At 70.7% G+C, this 18,652-nt stretch carries 17 protein-coding genes; 14 read left to right on the top strand and 3 right to left on the bottom strand.

Annotation, left to right across the window (positions count from 1 at the left end; translation table 11 throughout):
• Positions 1 to 154 precede the first annotated feature (154 nt).
• Both ACIA5G_RS01970 and ACIA5G_RS01975 read right to left on the bottom strand, forming a co-directional pair.
• On the bottom strand, positions 155 to 568 hold the full coding sequence (locus ACIA5G_RS01970; protein WP_395920361.1) for an acyl-CoA thioesterase: 414 nt from the start codon (positions 566 to 568) through the stop codon (positions 155 to 157).
• On the bottom strand, positions 562 to 1,863 hold the full coding sequence (locus ACIA5G_RS01975; RefSeq protein ID WP_395921847.1) for a hydroxyacid-oxoacid transhydrogenase: 1,302 nt from the start codon (positions 1,861 to 1,863) through the stop codon (positions 562 to 564). The genes ACIA5G_RS01970 and ACIA5G_RS01975 overlap by 7 nt, the downstream gene beginning before the upstream one ends.
• A gap of 141 nt (positions 1,864 to 2,004) precedes the next feature.
• Here ACIA5G_RS01975 and ACIA5G_RS01980 point away from each other — a divergent pair, with 141 nt between their 5' ends.
• From ACIA5G_RS01980 to ACIA5G_RS02040, 13 genes are all read left to right on the top strand, one after another.
• On the top strand, positions 2,005 to 3,636 hold the full coding sequence (locus ACIA5G_RS01980) for a thiamine pyrophosphate-binding protein (protein WP_395920362.1): 1,632 nt from the start codon (positions 2,005 to 2,007) through the stop codon (positions 3,634 to 3,636).
• A 214-nt stretch (positions 3,637 to 3,850) separates the two neighbouring features.
• Positions 3,851 to 4,024 carry a hypothetical protein gene (locus tag ACIA5G_RS01985; protein ID WP_395920363.1) on the top strand — a complete coding sequence of 58 codons (174 nt, stop codon included), beginning with the start codon at positions 3,851 to 3,853 and terminating at the stop codon, positions 4,022 to 4,024.
• 209 nt (positions 4,025 to 4,233) lie between these two features.
• Positions 4,234 to 4,437, top strand: coding sequence for a cold-shock protein (locus ACIA5G_RS01990; protein WP_013222289.1), 204 nt, complete (start codon positions 4,234 to 4,236; stop codon positions 4,435 to 4,437).
• Between the two features lie 64 nt (positions 4,438 to 4,501).
• Positions 4,502 to 4,726: a heavy-metal-associated domain-containing protein gene (locus ACIA5G_RS01995; RefSeq protein WP_395920364.1), complete on the top strand. Its 225-nt coding sequence runs from the start codon at positions 4,502 to 4,504 to the stop codon at positions 4,724 to 4,726.
• Positions 4,727 to 4,991: 265 nt separating this feature from the next.
• Complete coding sequence (locus ACIA5G_RS02000) at positions 4,992 to 6,026, top strand: ATP-NAD kinase family protein (RefSeq protein ID WP_395920365.1); 1,035 nt, start codon at positions 4,992 to 4,994, stop codon at positions 6,024 to 6,026.
• Positions 6,023 to 6,979 carry a thiamine pyrophosphate-dependent dehydrogenase E1 component subunit alpha gene (locus ACIA5G_RS02005; RefSeq protein ID WP_395920366.1) on the top strand — a complete coding sequence of 319 codons (957 nt, stop codon included), beginning with the start codon at positions 6,023 to 6,025 and terminating at the stop codon, positions 6,977 to 6,979. The genes ACIA5G_RS02000 and ACIA5G_RS02005 overlap by 4 nt, the downstream gene beginning before the upstream one ends.
• Positions 6,980 to 6,997: 18 nt before the next feature.
• A complete protein-coding gene (locus ACIA5G_RS02010) occupies positions 6,998 to 8,011 on the top strand; it encodes an alpha-ketoacid dehydrogenase subunit beta (RefSeq protein WP_395920367.1) in 1,014 nt (337 codons plus the stop codon).
• A 160-nt stretch (positions 8,012 to 8,171) separates the two neighbouring features.
• Complete coding sequence (locus ACIA5G_RS02015; protein WP_395920368.1) at positions 8,172 to 9,434, top strand: GAF domain-containing protein; 1,263 nt, start codon at positions 8,172 to 8,174, stop codon at positions 9,432 to 9,434.
• 20 nt (positions 9,435 to 9,454) lie between these two features.
• Positions 9,455 to 10,582, top strand: a complete 1,128-nt coding sequence (locus ACIA5G_RS02020; RefSeq protein ID WP_395920369.1) for a sensor histidine kinase — start codon at positions 9,455 to 9,457, stop codon at positions 10,580 to 10,582.
• Positions 10,579 to 11,217, top strand: coding sequence for a response regulator (locus ACIA5G_RS02025; protein WP_395920370.1), 639 nt, complete (start codon positions 10,579 to 10,581; stop codon positions 11,215 to 11,217). Before ACIA5G_RS02020 ends, ACIA5G_RS02025 begins: the two co-directional genes overlap by 4 nt.
• Positions 11,218 to 11,311: 94 nt before the next feature.
• Positions 11,312 to 12,730: a hypothetical protein gene (locus tag ACIA5G_RS02030; protein WP_395920371.1), complete on the top strand. Its 1,419-nt coding sequence runs from the start codon at positions 11,312 to 11,314 to the stop codon at positions 12,728 to 12,730.
• On the top strand, positions 12,727 to 13,698 hold the full coding sequence (locus ACIA5G_RS02035; RefSeq protein WP_395920372.1) for a glutamate ABC transporter substrate-binding protein: 972 nt from the start codon (positions 12,727 to 12,729) through the stop codon (positions 13,696 to 13,698). The genes ACIA5G_RS02030 and ACIA5G_RS02035 overlap by 4 nt, the downstream gene beginning before the upstream one ends.
• Positions 13,699 to 13,741: 43 nt before the next feature.
• Positions 13,742 to 16,414: a tetratricopeptide repeat protein gene (locus ACIA5G_RS02040; protein WP_395920373.1), complete on the top strand. Its 2,673-nt coding sequence runs from the start codon at positions 13,742 to 13,744 to the stop codon at positions 16,412 to 16,414.
• A gap of 3 nt (positions 16,415 to 16,417) precedes the next feature.
• Here the strand turns inward: ACIA5G_RS02040 and ACIA5G_RS02045 are convergent, their stop codons facing one another.
• Complete coding sequence (locus ACIA5G_RS02045) at positions 16,418 to 17,005, bottom strand: PaaI family thioesterase (RefSeq protein ID WP_395920374.1); 588 nt, start codon at positions 17,003 to 17,005, stop codon at positions 16,418 to 16,420.
• Positions 17,006 to 17,242: 237 nt separating this feature from the next.
• Here ACIA5G_RS02045 and ACIA5G_RS02050 point away from each other — a divergent pair, with 237 nt between their 5' ends.
• The gene (locus tag ACIA5G_RS02050) at positions 17,243 to 18,577 is read left to right on the top strand and encodes an MFS transporter (protein WP_395920375.1); all 1,335 of its coding nucleotides are present in this window, start codon (positions 17,243 to 17,245) and stop codon (positions 18,575 to 18,577) included.
• Positions 18,578 to 18,652 lie beyond the last annotated feature (75 nt).

The following is an 18,652-nucleotide window of genomic DNA, read 5'->3' on the forward strand; positions in this document are numbered from 1 at the left end:
GTTCCAGATCTGTGGACAACACGCCGATGCGCACGGCCCCTGTGGATAACTCGAGCCGATCGCCGCGTTCTGTCGGTGCGGTGGTGCATGATCGGAATCGCGGGAAGAACATCGCCCGGCAACCGGCATCGTCAGGAAGGAGGTGAGCCACGCTTTACCCAGGTTGCAGTGCTTCCAGCGCCGCGCGCAGCTTGCCGGAGAGCGGTGTCGGCCGGCGGGACTCGCGGTCCACGAAGACGTGCACGAAGTGCCCTTCCGCGACCAGGGACTCGTCGGCGGCGTACATGCCGATCTCGTAGCGCACGCTGGACTTCCCGAGGTGTGCCACCCGCAATCCCACCCGGAGCGAACCAGGAAAGGACACCGATGCGTGATACCCGCAGTGCGACTCGACGCACAGCCCGATCACCTCCCCGGTCTCGATGTCGAGGCCGCCCTGCTCGATGAGCCACGTGTTGATCACGGTGTCCATCAGCGAGTAGTGCACCACGTTGTTGACGTGCCCGTAGACGTCGTTGTCCTTCCAGCGCAACGGAACCGTCTGCCAGTGCGGGTACCCGTTCACCACAGCGACACCGACTCACGGAGGATGCCGGAAAGGTCCTCCGCGGATGCCTCGCGGGGCGCTGTGGCCAGCAGCCGTTGCTGCTTCAGGGTTCCTTCGACCAGGGAGTCCACATCGGACTCCGTGTAGCCGACGGCGCCGATGCCGTCCGGGATGCCGATCTGCCGCATCAGGTCGATCAGCACCGCGGGCAGGTGGTCGGCGAAGTCGCCGGGCCACTCGAAGTCGGGCGCCAGCAGGCGTGCGACGCGCAGGTGGCGGTCCGGTGCCGCGTCGAAGGTGAAGCGGAACGCGGCGGGCGCGGTCAGTGAGACGGCCATGCCGTGCGGCACCATGGGCTCTTCGCCTGGGTAGCCGTCCGGGTGGAAATCCCTGACCTGTCCGGCAATCGGGTACGCGTTCGCGTGCGGGATGTGCACACCGGCGTTGCCGAACCCGAGTCCGGCGAACGTCGCGGCCAGGGCCATGGCTTCGCGGGCCTTGAGGTCGGAGCCGTCGCGCACCGCGGCGGGGAGGGCCCACGACAGCAGCCGCAGCGACTGCTCGGCGAACATGTCGGCCAGCGGGTTCGAGCCGCAGTACGGCACGCGCTGTTCCGGGCGCTTGCGGTCGAACTCGGTGTACGGCTTGGCGGTGTAGCTCTCGGCCGCGTGGCAGAGGATGTCCATGCCGCTGGCGGCGGTCACGCCGGCCGGCTGGCTGACGGTGAGCCGCGGGTCGACGACCGCGAGGGTCGGGCGCAGCCGCAGGTGGCTGATCCCGCTCTTGACGCGCAGCGACAGCACGTCCAGCACGCAGACCGTGGTGCTCTCCGAACCGGTGCCGGTGGTGGTGGGGACCGCGACCAGCGGCTTCAGCGGGCGGTCCGGCGCGCGGCCGCCGCCGACCGGCGCGTTGACGTAGTCCATCAGCTCGCCGTCGTTGCTGGTGAGCAGGTTCGCGGCCTTGGCGGTGTCGATGGCCGAGCCGCCGCCGACGGCGACGAACGCGTCGTACGGACCGGTTCCGCGGGCGAAGTCAACCGCCTTCTGCATGCTGACATCGGTGGGTTCGACGTGTACGCCGTCGAAGATCTCGGTCTCGATGCCGTAGCCCGCGATGCCGTCGGCGATGCGGCGCGGCCAGCCGGTCGCGGCCACCTGCGGGTCGGTCACGACCAGCACGCGGTGCACGCCGTACTGCGTGAGGTCGTACCCGATCTCGTCGCTGGCCCCCGTGCCGTACTTCAACCCCGGTGCGCCATAAGTAAAAACAGTTTCACGTTCGGTCGCGGTCAAGACTGCGGTCCTCGCTCCCATGATCGGCTGACAGACGGTCAAAGCGGACATTCAGTCCATCCTTGCCGAGTTTCGGCCAAGATCACTTGACTGCACTGAACGGTGCCCGCCTAAGCTCTCCTCATTAGATACCAACTGGGAGCGACCGTCGCCCAGACGGCCGTGCGGATCCTGACCGAGGCGCGGGTCCGCCGCGTGTACGCGGTGGTCGGTGAGTCGTTCCTGGAGGTGCTGGACGCGCTTCAGCGCGAGCGGGAGATCACGCTGGTCTCGGCGCGGCACGACGCCGGCGCGGCGTTCATGGCGGAGGCGGAGGGCAAGCTCACCGAGCGGCCCGCCGTGCTGCTCGCCAGCCGGGGGCCGAGCGCGGCGAGCCTGGCGATCGGCGTCCAGACGGCCTACCAGGACGAAACGCCGATGGTCGTGCTGCTGGAGACGCCGGCTACCGAGCCGATGACGTCGTCCTCCGGTGAGCTGCCGACGGCGGACCTGACGGACATGTTCGAGTCGATCGCCAAGTCGACCTTGCGGGTGACCGACCCGGACAGCCTGCCCAGCCTGCTGGCGCACGCGCTGACGACGTCGCAGGAGGGGCGCCCGGGGCCGGTTGTGCTCGGCGTGCCCTGCGACATCTGGGGAATGCCCTACGACGCGGCGAAGCCGATGGCGCGGGTGCGGCCGCCGGCGTCCGGGACGCTGGGCCGTTCGGCGGACGCCGTGGCGCAGCTGGTGGACGAGGCGAAGTACCCCGTGGTGATCGTCGGCGGGCGGGCGCGGTCGGCGCGCGACGAGCTGATCGCGGTCGCCGACGAGCTCGCGCTGCCCGTCTACAACGCCTTCCGGCGGCAGGACTCCTTCCCGGAGAACCACGCGCGCTACGCCGGGCACCTCGGGCTCGGCATCCCGGCCCGGCAGCTGGACGCCTTGGAACGTGCGGACCTCGTGCTCGCGCTCGGCACCCAGCTCGACGAGGTGACCACCCAGGCCTACCGCTACCCGACCGCCCAGCAGACGCTGGTCATGGTCGGGACAGGCATCGAAGTCAGCCCGCGGCGGCGGGGGCTGACCTTCCGCGTCGACTCCGAGGTGGAGCCGTTCCTGCGGGAGCTGCGGGAGGTGGCGGCGCCGCGGACGCGTCGTGCTTCGGCGGCGAACGCGGCCGTCCATACCTTCATGACCCCGCCCGACACCAGCGGCAACACGCGGGTCCACCCGGTGGACGTCGTGCGCGCGCTGCGCAAGCTGGCGCCCGAGGACACCATCGTCACCAGCGACGCGGGCAACTTCGCCCAGTTCATGCACCGCTACTGGTGCTTCACGGCGCCGCGCAGCCAGCTCGGGCCGAGCAACGCCGCGATGGGGTACGCCGTGCCGGCCGCCGTGGCGGCGAAGCTGGCCGAGCCGCGGCGGACCGTGGTAGCCATGGTGGGAGACGCCGGGACGCTGATGACCGGCCAGGAGATCGAAACGGCCGTCCGGTACCGGGCGCCGGTGATGGTGGTGGTGTTCCAGAACGGCGTTCACGGGGCGCTCGCGATACACCAGGCGCGCACGCACGGCAGGCTCTCCGGGGTCTCGATCCCGTTGACCGACTTCGCTTCGTGGGCACGCGGGCTCGGCGCGGCCGGGTACACGGTGGACGATCGGGAAGAGCTGGAGCCGATCATCGCCAGCGCTCTGGTGCGGCAGCGGCCGTGCGTCATCGACGTGCGGACCGACCCCGACGTCGTGACCCCGGACGTGCGGCTTTCGGCCCTGCTGGGCCAGGCGCACCCGCAACCTCCCGCCCAGTAAGGGTTTTGCTCGGTTTCATTCCGGAAAACGCCGGGAATGTCGTGTGGTAGCGGGGCCTTGGCTCAGGTAGCCTGGCGGTGTTCCGGTGGTGGTTCGCCGCTGAACCTTCCCGGCCGGGTCCCGGCGGGAAATAGCCGGTTTCTGTCGGTGCCGCATGGCACCATCACGGTCATGACCCGCGCCGCAGCGGGCAGGGAACGAGGGGAGTTTCGACGTGACCGATCACCAGCACGCATCCGAAGCAGCGCGGAAGTCCTCCGGCGTCGTACCGGTGCTGTTCAGCGCCAGCTCGGAGGCCCACGACGACGCCGTGGTCGCGGCGGAACGCGACACGACCTGGCGTTCGCCCTTCTCGGCGGAGGGTCTGCGCCCCGCGAGTGGCGAATAGCTCACCCCTCCCGGGTGACGACTGCTTGTCCGCCCTGGTCAAGGTGTGCTTTACTGCACATGGTCTCGATTTTTGTGTTCGTGTTGAGTCACGCTCGCAGAATTCAGCGGGCGTAGTGTCTCCTCGCCGAGGAAGCAAACCGTCCCCGTGGTTGACCCGGGTCGCCGAAGTGGCTTCCTGTTTTTGGTGTTACACATGGAGACTTTTTTATGACTCAGGGCACTGTGAAGTGGTTCAACTCCGAGAAGGGGTTCGGCTTCATCACCCCCGACAACGGTGGCGGCGACGTCTTCGTTCACTACAGCGAGATCCAGGGTAACGGCTTCAAGAGCCTGGAAGAGAACGCTCGCGTCGAGTTCGAGATCGGCCAGGGCCAGAAGGGCCCGCAGGCCACGTCGGTCACCGTGATCTGACTTTGATCTTGAAAAAGGGCCGTCACCCGTTCGGGGTGGCGGCCCTTTTCGTAAACTCCGCGCCATGATCGAGCACGGCTACACCGTCTCCGGGATGAACTGCGGGCACTGCGCCCAGTCGGTCACCGAAGAAATCAGCGCGCTGCCCGGAGTGACCGAAGTGGACGTCGACGTCCCGGCCGGCCGGGTGGTCGTGCGTGCCGAAACCGCGCTGGCGGAAGACGCCGTCCGCGCCGCGGTCGAAGAGGCGGGCTTCACCTTCGAGGGCACGGCCAACCTCGTGCCGTAGCCGCTCGTGCCGTAGCCGCTTGCCGGGGCTCGGCTCCGGTTGGTTCTTCTCCGGCCGTGCGGCGTTCGCCTCCAAGGTGGACAGTCCATTCGAGAGCGCGGACCGCGCCGAGTGTGATCTTCGACGCTCCGGGTGCGCGCCCACCGGGCTGACCTCGTACGGGCCGCCGGTCGCCGTGCGCGGGTGAAGTGCAACGCCCTGCAACCCTTCCGTTCGCCCCCGTGTTCGGAGTCTCCTGTCCTCCGATGCGCTGTCGGGAGGTCAGGTGGGTGAAACGGTGGCGGGGATCGTCGCGAATCCGGCTTCGGGGCGGGACATCCGCCGGCTGGTCGCGCAGGCTTCGGTGTTCCCCACCGCGGAGAAGGCCAACATGGTCCAGCGGCTGCTGGCGGCGTTCGCCGTGACCGGGCTCGACCGGGCCCTCGTCTCGACCGATCTCGGTGGGATCTCCGCCACGGTCCTGCGGGCCCTGGGCCGGGGCGGGGCCTGGCCGAAGGTCGACTTCTGCGAGGACGACCCGATCACCGGCACCGCCGCCGACACGACGAATGCGGTGCGCCGGATGGTCGAGGCGGGCGCCGGGGTCATCGTCGTCCTCGGCGGGGACGGGACCGCCCGGGTCGCCGCCGCGGCCTGCGAAGACGTGCCGATCCTCGCCCTCTCCACCGGGACCAACAACGCCTTCCCGCAGATGCGGGAGGCGACCGTCGCCGGTCTGGCCGCCGGGCTGATCGCCACCGGGCAGATCGATCCCGACCTCGTCACGCACCGCGTCAGCATGCTCGAGGTCGTCACGAAGGCGCGTCGTGAGATCGCGCTCGTCGACGTCTGCGTGTCGCTGAGCAGGCACATCGGGGCTCGGGCGCTGTGGGACCCGTCGTCGCTGACCGAGCTGTACTGCACCTTCGCCGAGCCGGACGGCATCGGCCTCTCCAGCGTGCCCGGCCAGCTCTGCCCGAGCCCGCGGTCGAGCCCGGACGGCGTTGCGCTGCAGCTCGGGCCGGTCGGCGAGACGCCGTACGTCGTGCAGGCGCCGATCGCGCCCGGGCTCGTGCGGCCTGTCGGCGTGCGCGGGTGGGGTGTGCTCAAGGCCGGCATGCGGGTCGAACTGGCCGCGGCCGGCGGTGTCATCGCGCTCGACGGTGAGCGCGAACTCGAGCTGAAGACCGGCGAGAGCGCGTTCGTCGAGCTCAAGCCGGACGGGCCGTGGGTCGTGGACGTCCGGGGGGCGATGGCGGAAGCGGCGCGGAAAGGGCTGTTGCGCGCGGAAACCGAGCAAGGGAAGGAGCGTCGAAGATGACGGACACCCTGCGGGAGGCGTATCGCGTGATGCGCACCATCCGGGCCTTCGAAGAGCGGGTGCACGAGGAGTTCGCGACCGGGGAGATCCCGGGGTTCGTGCACCTGTACGCCGGTGAGGAAGCCTCGGCCACCGGCGTCTGCCTCCACCTCGACCACCGCGACGCGATCACCAGCACCCACCGCGGCCACGGCCACTGCATCGCCAAAGGTGTCGACGTCAAAGGCATGATGGCCGAGATCTACGGCCGCCGGACCGGGTCCTGCCACGGCAAGGGCGGCTCGATGCACATCGCCGACCTCTCGAAGGGCATGCTCGGCGCGAACGGCATCGTCGGCGGGGGACCGCCGCTCATCTGCGGCACCGCGCTCGCCGCGAAACAGCAGAACACCGGCGGTGTCGGCGTCGCCTTCTTCGGCGACGGCGCAAGCAACCAGGGGACGACGCTGGAGGCGCTGAACCTCGCGTCCGTCTGGAACCTCCCCGCGATCTTCGTCGCGGAGAACAACGGTTACGCCGAAGCGACGTCGAGCCGCTGGTCCGTCGCGTCGGACAACATCGCCGACCGGGCCGCCGGCTTCGGCATGCCCGGCGTGATCGTCGACGGGTTCGACTTCTTCGCCGTGCACGAAGCCGCGGGTGAAGCTGTCGAACGCGCTCGTGAAGGCGGCGGCCCGACGCTGATCGAGGTCAAGTTCACCCGCTACTTCGGCCACTTCGAAGGTGACCGGCAGACCCACCGGGCCGGCGAGGTCGCCGACGTCCGCAAGAACCTCGACTGCCTCAAGCGGTTCCGCGCCGGCGTCACCGAGAGCGGTGAGCTGCCCGGACAGGTCCTCGACGACATCGACGCCGAAATCGCGAAGCTCATCGAAGACGCCGTCACCGAAGCGAAGGCCGCGCCGAAACCCACGAAGGATGACCTCGAAACCGACGTCTACGTCTCGTACTGAAGCTGAAGGAGCGCCGTCATGGCCAGGACGATCAGCTACCGCGACGCGATCAACGAGGCGCTCGTGCAGGAGATGACCCGCGACGAGTCGGTCATCGTCATGGGCGAGGACAACGCGGGCGGCGCCGGCAGCCAGGGTGCGGACGACGCCTGGGGCGGTGTCCTGGGTGTCACCAACGGCCTCTTCCACCGGTTCCCGGGCCGGGTGCTCGACACGCCGATCTCCGAGTCGGCGTTCGTCGGCGCGGCGATCGGCGCCGCGACGCGCGGGCAGCGGCCGGTCGCGGAGCTCGTGTTCATCGACTTCATGGGTGTCTGCTTCGACCAGATCTTCAACCAGGCGGCGAAGTTCCGGTACATGTTCGGCGGCAACGCCCGGACGCCGGTGGTGATCCGCACGATGTACGGCGCCGGCCTGCGGGCCGCGGCGCAGCATTCGCAGTGCCTGTACCCGATCTTCACGCACATCCCCGGGCTGAAGGTCGTCGTGCCGTCGAGCCCGTACGAGGCGAAGGGCCTGCTCATCCAGTCGATCCGGGACGACGACCCGGTGATCTTCTGCGAGCACAAGGCGCTCTACGACACCAGCGGCGAGGTGCCGGAGGACAGCTACACGATCCCGTTCGGCGAGGCGAACGTCGTCCGCGACGGCGGTGACGTCACCATCGTCGCGATCGGCCGGATGGTCGGCATGGCCGAAGAGGCGGCGAAAGAGCTCGCGGACAACGGCATCGAAGCCGAGATCATCGACCCGCGCACCACCAGCCCGCTCGACACCGAAACGATCCTGGAGAGCGTCGGGAACACCGGACGGCTGGTCGTCGTCGACGAGGCCTCGCCACGCTGCAACCTGGCCACGGACATCTCCGCGCTCGTCGCCAAGGAGGCGTTCGGCTCGCTGCGGGCGCCCATCGAGATGGTGACGCCGCCGCACACGCCGGTCCCGTTCTCCGACGCGCTCGAGGACCTCTACATCCCGGACGCGCAGAAGGTGCTCAACGCGGCGAAGGCGGTTGTGGAGTACCGGCGATGATCCAGCACGGCGACGCGCAAGGCATCAACGCAGGTCGACTGCCGTCCACAGTGGACGCACTGAGGCACACGAGCCGGGGCGCCGAAGACGCCGTGCCGCCGCTCTTCCGATCACCGGATCAAAAAGGCAGACTGAGGAGGAAGAGCGCAAGGAGCGGCGGTTGGGGCGACAAGACCTCGAGGCAGCGTTGCCTGCCGGGGCGGACCCTCGGCGGCACGCACGCGTCCTCGCGCAGGTCCACGAAGCGGCGCTGAGCGGAAAAGCGCTGCCCAGCCGCCCGCGGGCCGTCATCGGCGCGTCCTGGCAGCGGATGCGCCGCCTCGGCATGGACCCGGACAGCCGCGCCGCCGCGCCCGTCCTGACCTTCGAACAGCTGGAAGTGCGCCGCCGCACGAGCCGGCTGGCCGAGGCGCTGCCGACCCTGCGCGGCGGCCTGATCAGCCTCGCCGAGCAGGCCTCGCACATCATGGTGATCGTCGACGCTGGCGGGATGGTGCTCTGGCGCGACGGCAGCGCCGCGGTCCGCCGCCGCGCCGACGCCCTCGGGTTCGTCGAAGGCGCCGACTGGCAGGAGGAAGCCGTCGGCACCAACGCGATCGGCACGGCGCTGGTGACGCGCCGCCCGGTGCAGGTGTATTCGGCCGAGCACTACGTCCGCGCGCAGCACTCCTGGACGTGCGCCGCCGCGCCGCTGCACGACCCGCGTGACGGCAGGCTGCTCGGCGTCGTCGACCTCTCCGGCCCGGCCCCGACCGTGCACGCGACGACGTTGGCGCTGGTCGACGCCGTGACACGGCTCGCCGAGTCCCAGCTGCGCGCCGCCCACCTCACCGAGCTGGAACGGCTTCGCGGCTTCGCCGTCCCGGTGCTCGCGAAGGTCGCTGGAAGGGCCGTCGTGGCCGACGACCACGGCTGGGTCGCGGCGGCCGCCGGGCTCGCGCCGGTCGACCGGATCGCGCTGCCCACCGGCCTCGCGCCCGGCCGGGTCTGGCTGCCGGCGTACGGCAACTGCGCGGCCGAGCCGGTGCCCGGCGGCTGGCTGATCCGGCTGACCGAGCACGAGACCGCGCCGCCCACCCGCGTTGTCCTCGACGTCCGTTCGCCGCGGGAACCCGAGCTGACCGTGGCCGGCGCCTCCGGGACATGGACGCACCGGCTCAGCCCGCGCCACGCCGAGATGCTGTACGTGCTGGCCAGCCGCCCCGAGGGCCGCTCGGCGTCCGAGCTGTCGCTCGACCTGTTCGGCGACGCCGGCCGCACCGTCACCGTCCGTGCCGAGATGTCCCGTCTGCGGCGCCACTTCGGCGGCATCCTCGGCGCGAAGCCGTACCGCTTCGCCGACGACGTCGAGGTGCTGGTCCGGCGGCCGCCGGACCCCGAAGCGGTGCTGCCGCATTCGCTGGCCCCCGCCATCCGCGGCTGACGCCGGGGGAAGATGGGGGCGTGCCGAACCGTCCCGCGCTGCCGGACACCATCGCGCCGAGCTGGCTCGTCGTGCAGCTGCTCGGCACCCTCTTCTTCGCGGCGACGCTGCTGACCGCGCACGAATCGGACCCGTGGATCTGGACCTGCTACGGCGTCGCGAGCGCCTGTTGGCTCGGATTTGTCGGTTTTGCGTCGCGGGCGCCGAAAGCGGCGGCCGTGCTGCTCGCCGTCGCGGGCACCCTGCCGGCGGTGATCGTCGGGTGGGCGGAGGACTCGTCGGCGATCGTCCTGTCCGTCATCGCGCTCGGCCGGCTCGCGACGCTGACCTCGGTCGGCGTCGGCGCGATCCTCGGGATCGGGCTGTCCGACATCGTGCTGGTGGTGGTCTCGCACCTGGTCGCCGGGCAGTCGGCGGCCGGCGCGTTCTCCGACGCCGGCGTGATGCTTCTGCTCGTGCTGATCGGGCTCAACCGCCGCCAGTACGAGGTCCAGGCGCTGCAGGCCGAGGCGCTGCTCGAGCAGACCCGGGTCGCGCAGGCGGAGCACGCGCGCGCCGCCGCGCTCGACGAGCGCACCCGGATCGCCCGCGAGCTCCACGACGTCCTGGCGCATTCCCTTGGCGCGCTGGGTGTCCAGCTCGAGCTCGCCGAGGCGCTGCTCGACGAACGGTCCGATGTGGACGGTGCGCTGAAGTCCGTCCGCCGGTCGCGGCGGCTCGCCGCCGACGGGCTCGTCGAAGCCCGCAACGCCGTCACCGCGCTCCGCCGGGACGTCCTGCCGCTCGCCGACGCGCTTGCCGCGACGGCCGCCGCACACGCCCGTGACCACCGCGTTTCCGTGGCCTTCGACGCCGATGGTGAGGCCCGGCCGCTGCCGTCCGCGGTGGTCGTCGCGCTGGTGGGCATCGCGCGTGAAGCACTGACGAACGCGGGGAAACACGCGCCGGGCGAGGACGTCCGGATGCGGTTGACGTACGCACCGGAGGCGGTCCGGCTCGAAGTCCGCAACGCGCTCGGCGAATTCACTCGGACAGGTGAAGGTTTTGGGCTGGCCGGGATGCGCGAGCGGCTCGCCCTCGCCGGTGGCACGCTGGCTTCGGGCCCGGAAGACGGCCACTGGCGCGTGCTCGCGGAGGTGCGGAGTTGATCAGGGTGGTCGTGGCCGACGACCAGCAGGCGGTGCGCGAGGGTCTGGTCGCGTTGCTCGGCCTGCTCGACGACGTCGACGTGGTCGCGTCGGCGGGCAACGGTCGCGAAGCCGTCGAGATCCTCACCGCCCACCCGGCCGACGTCGTGCTGATGGACCTGCGCATGCCGGGCCTCGACGGCGTCGCCGCGACCCGGCTGATCCGGCGCGACCACCCCGGCACCGCCGTTGTCGTGCTGACGACGTACGCCGACGACGCGTCGATCGCGGACGCACTCCGCGCCGGCGCCCGCGGTTACCTGACGAAGAACTCCGGGCGCACCGAGATCGCCGCCGCGCTCCGGTCCGCGGCGGCCGGGCAGGCGATCTTCACCGGCGAAGTCTCCGACCGTCTGGTCGCGGCGCTCGGGACCTGGTCCGCGCCCCGTGAGAAGCCCGAACTGCCGGACGGCCTGACCACCCGCGAAGCCGAAGTCCTCGTGCTGGTCGCGCGCGGGTTGACCAACCCGGAGATCGCCGCCGAGCTCTACATCGGTGAAGCCACGGTCAAAACGCACATCAACAACACTTTTGCGAAGATCGGCGCCCGGCATCGCGCGGAGGCCGTCAGATACGCGTTGACGCACCGCCTCTGAGATCACGTGCTGATGACAGCGGGCGGTGCCGGTGGCTGCACCGACCGCGACTCGGCTACCTTCTGCGGGTACCGCTTTTGGGGAGGAATCGGGGATGACCAGCACTGCGACGGCCCCGGGTCCCACGGCGCCCGCGCCGGGACCCCCACCGTCGCCACCGGACGGCCGCGACCGCGCCGGGGGCCGCAGCGGTCTGCTGGGGCTGCTGGACCTGCCCGGCCAGGGGGTGCGCGCGATCATCCGGTCCGCCGCGACCACACCCGGCCGGCTCACCGTGATCGCCGTCGGGCTGGTGCTGCTGGCGCTCGTCTCCGGACTGGTCGCGACCCTGTCGGTGCAGGACCGCGACGACACGATCAGCGGTGTCATCGACCACCGCGAGCCGCTCGCCGCCGCGTCGCAGCAGGTCTACCGCTCGCTCTCGGACGCCGACGCGACCGCGGCGAGCGCGTTCCTTTCGATCGGCACCGAACCGCCGGAACTCCGCCAGCGCTACGAGCGTGACGTCGCCGAAGCCGGCGCCGCGCTCGCGAAGGCGGCTTCGGACGCTTCCGACGTCGCCGACGCGGCCGCTCCCGTCGACATGCTGAACCAGCAGCTGCCGGTCTACACCGGGCTCGTCGAGACGGCGCGCGCGAACAACCGGCTCGGTTACCCGGTCGGCGCGTCCTACCTGCGCGAGGCGTCCGAGCTGATGCGGGCGAAGATCCTGCCCGCCGCGCAGGACCTCTACCGCGTCGACACCGCGCGGCTGATCGAAGAGCAGGACAGCGCCACCGGTTTCCCGTGGCTCGCCACGATCCTGATGGTCGCGCTGCTCGCCGCGCTCGTCGTGGCGCAGGTCTACCTGACCCGGCGCACCAACCGGCTGCTGAACGTCGGGCTCGTCGTCGCGACGGTCGCCGTCGTGGTGTCGCTGCTGTGGGGCGCGGTCGCGCTGATCCTGCAGGGCACCCTGGTCGCCAGCGGCCAGGAGGACGGCTCGCACCGGGTGGACGTCCTGGTGCGCGCGCGGATCGCCGCGCTGCAGGCCCGCGCGGACGAAACGCTGACGCTGGTCGCCCGCGGCGACGGCGCGACGTACGAGCGGGACTTCGGCACCAACGCGGCCCAGCTGCTCGGCCCCGACGGCCAGGCCGGCCTGCTCGGCGAAGCCCGTGGCCTGATCCCGGACGGCGAAGGCGCCGCGAAGGTCGCCGACGCGACGAAGGCCGCGAACGACTGGCTGAAGGCGCACGCGCAGGTGCGTGCCCAGGACAACGGCGGGCTGTACCAGGAAGCCGTCGACTCCGCCGTGCTCGAGAGCAAGGAAGGCGGCTCGGCGCCGGCGTTCCGGCGGCTCGACGACAGCCTCCAGGCGGCGATCGACGTCGGCAGGCAGCAGTTCCTCGACGACACGCACAACGGCGACCGCGCGCTGACGTTCCTCGCGCCCGGCCTTGCCGTGCTGGCGATCGTCGCCGCGGCGGGTGTCACCATGGGGACGCGGGAGCGACTGAGGGAGTACCGGTGAGCAGGCGCGGCAACACGGTCCGGGCGGGTGTGCTGGCGGTCGTCGCGCTGCTGGCGGCGTCCTGCGGCAGTCCCGGGAACCCGGTCGACCCGGCGCCGGTGAGCAACGCGGCCTGGCCGCAGCCCGCCCACGTCGGCGGGCCGGACACGAGCGCCGGCGGCGGCTCCGACACCAGTTGCAACCCGCTGGCCAGCCTCTCCCCGAGCAGCACCAGCGTTCCCGACAGCTCGACCATGGGCGAGATCAAACGGCGCGGGAAGCTGATCGCCGGGGTCGACCAGACCACCTACCTGTTCGGCTTCCGCAACCCCACGTCGGGCAACCTCGAGGGCTTCGACATCGACATGGTCAACGAGATCGCGCGCGCGATCTTCGGCTCGCCGGACGGGCACGTCCAGTTCCGCGCGATCACGTCGGGGCAGCGCGAGGAGGTCCTGGAAAAGCACCAGGTCGACATCGTGGTCCGGACCTACAGCATCACCTGCTCGCGCAAGAAGGACGTCCAGTTCTCGTCCGTCTACTACAAGGCGGGGCAGCGGATCCTGGTCACCAAGGAGTCGAAGGTGACCAAGCTGGCCGACCTCACCGGCAAGCGGGTGTGCGCGGCGAAGAAGTCGACGTCCGCGGCGAAGATCGCGACGGACCCGGCGAAGCTGGTGCCGGTCTCGGTGGACAACTGGTCGGACTGCCTGGTGATGCTCCAGCAGGGCCAGGTCGACGCGGTGTCGACCGACGACACCATCCTCGCCGGGATGGCCGCGCAGGACCCGACGCTGCAGGTCGTCGGCGGCCAGTTCACCGAGGAGAACTACGGCATCGGCGTGCCGAAGGACAACGAGGACATGGTCCGGTTCGTCAACGCCGTGCTCGACGAGGTCCGCAACGGTGGCGCCTGGCAGGACAGCTACCGCCGCTGGGTCGAGCCGTCGCTGGGCGCCGCGAGCCCGCCGTCGCCGCAGTACCAGTGACTAGGATCGACCCGCGCACGTCGCCGGGATCTGGGAGGTAGCAGTGTCGGAGGAGCCGCGCCGTCCTCGGCACGCCGCGCCGGACGACGAGCAGCAGGTGGCCGCGCCGAGCTGGCAGCCGCCACCGCCGGTGCGGTGGGAGACGCCGGAGCCGTCGATCTCCGGCCGCCTCGACGACGGCGAGCCGTCCGGCGCGTCCGGTGGGGAGGAGACCGTCTTCCACGCGCCCGTGCGCCGTCCGCCGACGCCGCCGCGCGGCCAGCCGGCACCGCCGCGTGGGCGAGTTCCGGGTGCGGAAGACCCGACGCGCCCGCCGGGCAGCTTCACCCCCGTGCCGCCGCCGGTGCAGGCGGTACCGCAGCCCACGCAGGTCGTCCGCCCGGATCCGAACGCGCCGCAGCCGACGAGCGTGCTCGCCGCGCCCGCGCCGGAGACCCAGAGCATCATGCCGCCGGCGCCCCGCCCGGAAACCGGGCCGGGCATGCCGCTGCCGGACCCCGGCACCGAAAGCGTGCTGCCCGAGCGCCCCAGCGAAGGCCGGCACACCGGCACCGGCACGGGCAGCGGGAGCGCATCGGGCTCCGGGCCCGGCGCGTTCCCCGGCACCTCGCGGCGGACGTCGTCGCGCAGCACCCGGTCGCGGCGCGGCCGGCTCGGCGCCGGGCTGGTCGACGTCCCGCCGGTGCCCGCGCGCGACCCCGCGTCGGCGGTGCTGGCGAACCCGATGGTGTCGGAGGAAAAGCGCTTCTGCAGCAAGTGTTCCGCGAAGGTCGGCCGGAGCAAGGACGGGAAACCCGGTGCGGCGGAAGGAAAGTGCGACAACTGCGGCACGCCGTTCTCGTTCCTGCCGAAGCTGCAGCCGAACGAGCTCGTCGGCGGCCAGTACGAAGTGCTCGGCGCGCTCGCCTACGGTGGCCTCGGCTGGATCTACCTGGCGCAGGACCACAACGTCAGCGACCGCTGGGTCGTCCTCAAAGGACTGATCGACTCCGGTGACCCGACGGCGCTGGCGGCCGCGGCCAACGAGCAGCGCTTCCTGGCCGAGGTCGAGCACCCCAACATCGTCAAGATCCACAACTTCGTGCAGCACCCGGACCGCCAGAGCGAGACGACCGTCGGCTACATCGTGATGGAGTACGTCGGCGGCCAGTCGCTGCGGCAGCTCGCGCTGGCGCACCACCGGGAAAGCCGCCGGCCGGAGCCGCTGCCGATCGGCCAGGTCATCGCGTACGGGCTGGAGATCCTGCCCGCCATGGGGTACCTGCACAGCCAGGGCATGCTCTACTGCGACCTCAAGCCGGACAACGTGATCCAGACCAACGAGCAGCTGAAGCTGATCGACCTGGGCGCGGTCCGCCGGATCGACGACTACGAGAGCCCGCTGTTCTTCACCACCGGCTACAGCGCGCCGGAGCTGGCGACGCAGGGCGCGTCGGTGGCGTCGGACCTGTTCACCGTCGGGCGCACGCTCGCGGTGCTGAGCTTCGAGTTCACCGGCTACACCACCAAGTTCAAGACGACCCTGCCCAGCCCGGACGCGGTCCCGCTGTTCGCGCTCTTCGGTTCGTACTACCGGTTCCTGCGCCGCGCGACGCACACCGACCCCGACCGGCGGTTCCTCTCCGCGGAGGAGATGTCCGACCAGCTGACCGGCGTGCTGCGCGAGATCATGGCGCTCGGCACCGGAAAGCCACGGCCTGGCGCGTCCACTGTGTTCGGCCCGGAGAGCCGTACGTTCGGTGTTCAGCTGGTGGTGCCGGAAGCCGGCGCCAGCGTGCCGCTGCCCGGCGCGGCCGAGGTGGTCGCCGGCCTGCCGATCCCGCAGGTGGACACCGACGACCCGGCGGCGGGCGTGCTCGCCACCACCACCGCGCTCGACCCGCGCGGCGCCATCGAGGCGCTGGCCGGCGCGCCGCGGGAGTCGATCGAGGTGCGGCTGCGGATCGTGCGCGCCCGCATCGAGCTGGGCGAGTTCTCCGAGGCGCAGCGGCAGCTGCAGGCCGCGCAGTACCTGGCGATCAAGAACGGCTTCCCGCACGACTGGCGGATCGACTGGTACCGCGGCCTGATCGAGCTGGCCGGCGGCCGCTCCCGCGTTGCGCACGTCGCGTTCGAAGCGGTGTACGACGACCTGCCGGGCGAGATCGCGCCGAAGCTCGCGCTCGGCATCAGCGCCGAGGGTGTCGGCGACTACTTCGCCGCCGCGCGGTTCTACGAGCTGGTCTGGCGGACCGACCGGAACTACGTCAGCGCCGCCTTCGGCCTCGCCCGGGTGTACCTCGCGCAGGGCGCGCGGTCGAGCGCCGTCGAGGTGCTCGAGACGGTGCCGCCGTCCTCGACCCACTACGTCGACGCGCAGGTCGCCGCCATCAAGATCAAGACGACGGCGACCAAGGCGAACGGCCGCGAGACCCCGGTGACCGAGCACGACCTGCTCGACGCGTCGGCCCGGCTCGAGCGGCTCCGCCTGGACGTCGAACGTCAGACTCGGCTCAGCGCCGGCGTGCTCGAAGCCGCGTACGAGTGGCTTCGCGGGCCGAAGCAGGGCAGTCCGACGCAGGGAGCGCGCGTGCTGGGGTGTTCGCTCGAGGAACGTGAGCTCCGGTTCGGGCTGGAGCGGTGTTACCGCGCCCTGGCACGGCTGGCGGGCACGATCGAGCAGCGCGTCGAGCTGGTGGACCGCGCGAACGCGATCCGCCCGCGCACCCTCACCTGAGCCCTACGGGTTGATCTCCCAGTCGCCGCGCTGCCGCTGGTTCTTCTCGTGCTGCTCGGCCAGCTTCTGCAGCGCCTGCGGGTCACCGTGGGTGCTGAAGTGCTCAAAACCGACCACGATGAACAGCGCGCGGGCGCTCACCGCGATCGGGCCGTCTTCGGCGTCGAGACGGCCGTCCGCGCTGACGTAGATCTTGCGGCCCGCGATGCCGTCGAGGCGGGCCTCGATGAACAGCGTCGAGCCGACCGGGACGGGACGGCGGAAGTCCGTCTCGAGCTTGCCGGTCACCGCCGGGCGGCGCATCAGGTTGCCGACCGTCGAGCCGAGGGCCTCGTCGAACGCGCAGGCCAGCAGGCCGCCGTGGGCAAGCCCGGGCGCGCCCTGGTGGGCCGCGGTCACGGTGAACCGCGAGTGCACGACCTGGCCTTCGCCGACGGTCGAGCGCAGGTGCAGCCCGGCGTCGGCCTCGTCACCGCACCCGAAGCACTCGCCGAAGTGCACCCCGAGCTCGGTGCCCGGCGCCGGCGCCTTCGGGTGCGGGACCGCCGGCTCCACGGCCACCGGCGGCCAGGGTTGAGAAACACGACTCATGCGCTGACGTTAACTCGCCGGTAGCGGGCGCCCGCGCGCGACCCGCGCGGTATGCAGGCAACGTACACCTCTCAGTAGCCGGAAAGTTCCCCACCGTAGATGTTTCGCGGTTCAGACTGCCGAGGTCAGGGACCCACGCAAGACTGAAGGGATGAGCTCGAACGGCCCAATGGGCACTGCACGGAGGAGGTCGTCGCCGGCATGAGCGAACCAGCAGCAACGACGGGGAAACCGTCAGTGGACGAGAGAACCGTCAAGCGCGCGGTGTGGGCGTCCGCCATGGGCAACGCCACCGAATGGTACGACTACGGCGTCTTCACCTCGGGTGCGATCGCCGTCAGCATCGGCTCGGAGTTCTTCCCCGGCGAAGGCAACGCGGTGCTCAAGTCGCTGGCGCTGCTCGCGGTCGGGTTCATCGTGCGGCCGTTCGGCGGGGCGTTCTTCGGGCCGCTCGGCGACAAGATCGGCCGCAAGCGGGTCCTCGCGATCACGATCCTGCTGATGTCCGGCTGCACCTTCCTGGTCGGTGTCCTGCCGACGTACGCCGGTAGTTACAGCATGGGTATCGCGGCGCCGATCGCGATCCTGCTGCTCCGGATCATCCAGGGCTTCTCCACGGGTGGTGAGTACGGCGGCGCGGCGACGTTCATCGCCGAGTACTCACCGACGAAACGCCGTGGCTTCTTCGGCAGCTTCCTCGAGCTCGGCACGCTGGGCGGCTACGTGCTCGGCAACCTCGTGGTGCTCTCCGTGACGCTCTCCCTGTCGGCCGACCAGGTCGACGCCTGGGGCTGGCGGATCCCGTTCTTCGTGGCGCTGCCGCTCGGTCTGATCGGGCTCTACCTGCGGAACAAGCTCGAGGACACCCCCGAGTTCCGCCGGATGGAGGCCGCGGGCGAGGCGCCGAAGAAGGCGCCGCTCAAGGAGATCTTCACCCGCAACTGGCGGATGATCCTCAACCTGATCGGCATCGTGCTGCTGCTGAACGTCGCGGACTACCTGCTGCTGACCACGATGCCGACGTACTTCACGGAAACGCTGAAGATCAACGACAACACCTCGACGTTGATCATCATCGCGGTCGAGGTCATCCAGATGGCGATCATCATCCCGCTCGGCGCGCTGTCCGACAAGATCGGCCGGAAACCGCTGCTGCTCACCGCGGCCATCGGGTTCCTGGTGCTGAGCTGGCCGTCGCTCAAGCTGATGCAGTCCGGCAGCATCTTCTGGCTCTTCGTCGGGTTCCTGATCGTGGCGCTCCTGCTGGTGCTGATGCTCGCGGTGATCGGCTCGACGTTCCCGGCGATGTTCCCGACCCGCGTCCGGTACGGCTCGTTCGCGATCGGCTACAACGTCTCGACGTCGCTGTTCGGCGGCACCTGCGGTGTCATCGTGACGGCGTTGATCCAGAGCACCGGAAACCCGGACTGGCCGGCGTACTACCTGATGGCCGCGGCGCTGATCGCGATCATCCCGATCATCAAGATCCCGGAGACGTCGCAGGTGCCGATGGACGAGATCGACACCGAAGGCAGCGGGGGCAAGCTGACCTCCGCGGCCGCTCAGCGCTGAGCGGCTCGCGCCGGAAACACGTGTGCCCCGTCCGGATCACCGGGCGGGGCACAGGTGCGTCGTGGGTCAGTTCGC

Source organism: Amycolatopsis sp. NPDC051758 (assembly GCF_044453095.1).
In the GTDB taxonomy this organism is placed as follows: domain Bacteria; phylum Actinomycetota; class Actinomycetes; order Mycobacteriales; family Pseudonocardiaceae; genus Amycolatopsis.

Excerpts from the sequence above, each read along its gene's own strand:
- ACIA5G_RS02010 (WP_395920367.1), top strand. The coding sequence starts at position 6,998 with ATGGCCAGGACGATCAGCTACCGCGACGCGATCAACGAGGCGCTCGTG.
- ACIA5G_RS02030 (WP_395920371.1), top strand. The coding sequence starts at position 11,312 with ATGACCAGCACTGCGACGGCCCCGGGTCCCACGGCGCCCGCGCCGGGA.
- ACIA5G_RS02005 (WP_395920366.1), top strand. The coding sequence starts at position 6,023 with ATGACGGACACCCTGCGGGAGGCGTATCGCGTGATGCGCACCATCCGG.
- ACIA5G_RS01975 (WP_395921847.1), bottom strand. The coding sequence starts at position 1,863 with ATGGGAGCGAGGACCGCAGTCTTGACCGCGACCGAACGTGAAACTGTT.
- ACIA5G_RS01990 (WP_013222289.1), top strand. The coding sequence starts at position 4,234 with ATGACTCAGGGCACTGTGAAGTGGTTCAACTCCGAGAAGGGGTTCGGC.
- ACIA5G_RS01995 (WP_395920364.1), top strand. The coding sequence starts at position 4,502 with ATGATCGAGCACGGCTACACCGTCTCCGGGATGAACTGCGGGCACTGC.
- ACIA5G_RS02045 (WP_395920374.1), bottom strand. The coding sequence starts at position 17,005 with ATGAGTCGTGTTTCTCAACCCTGGCCGCCGGTGGCCGTGGAGCCGGCG.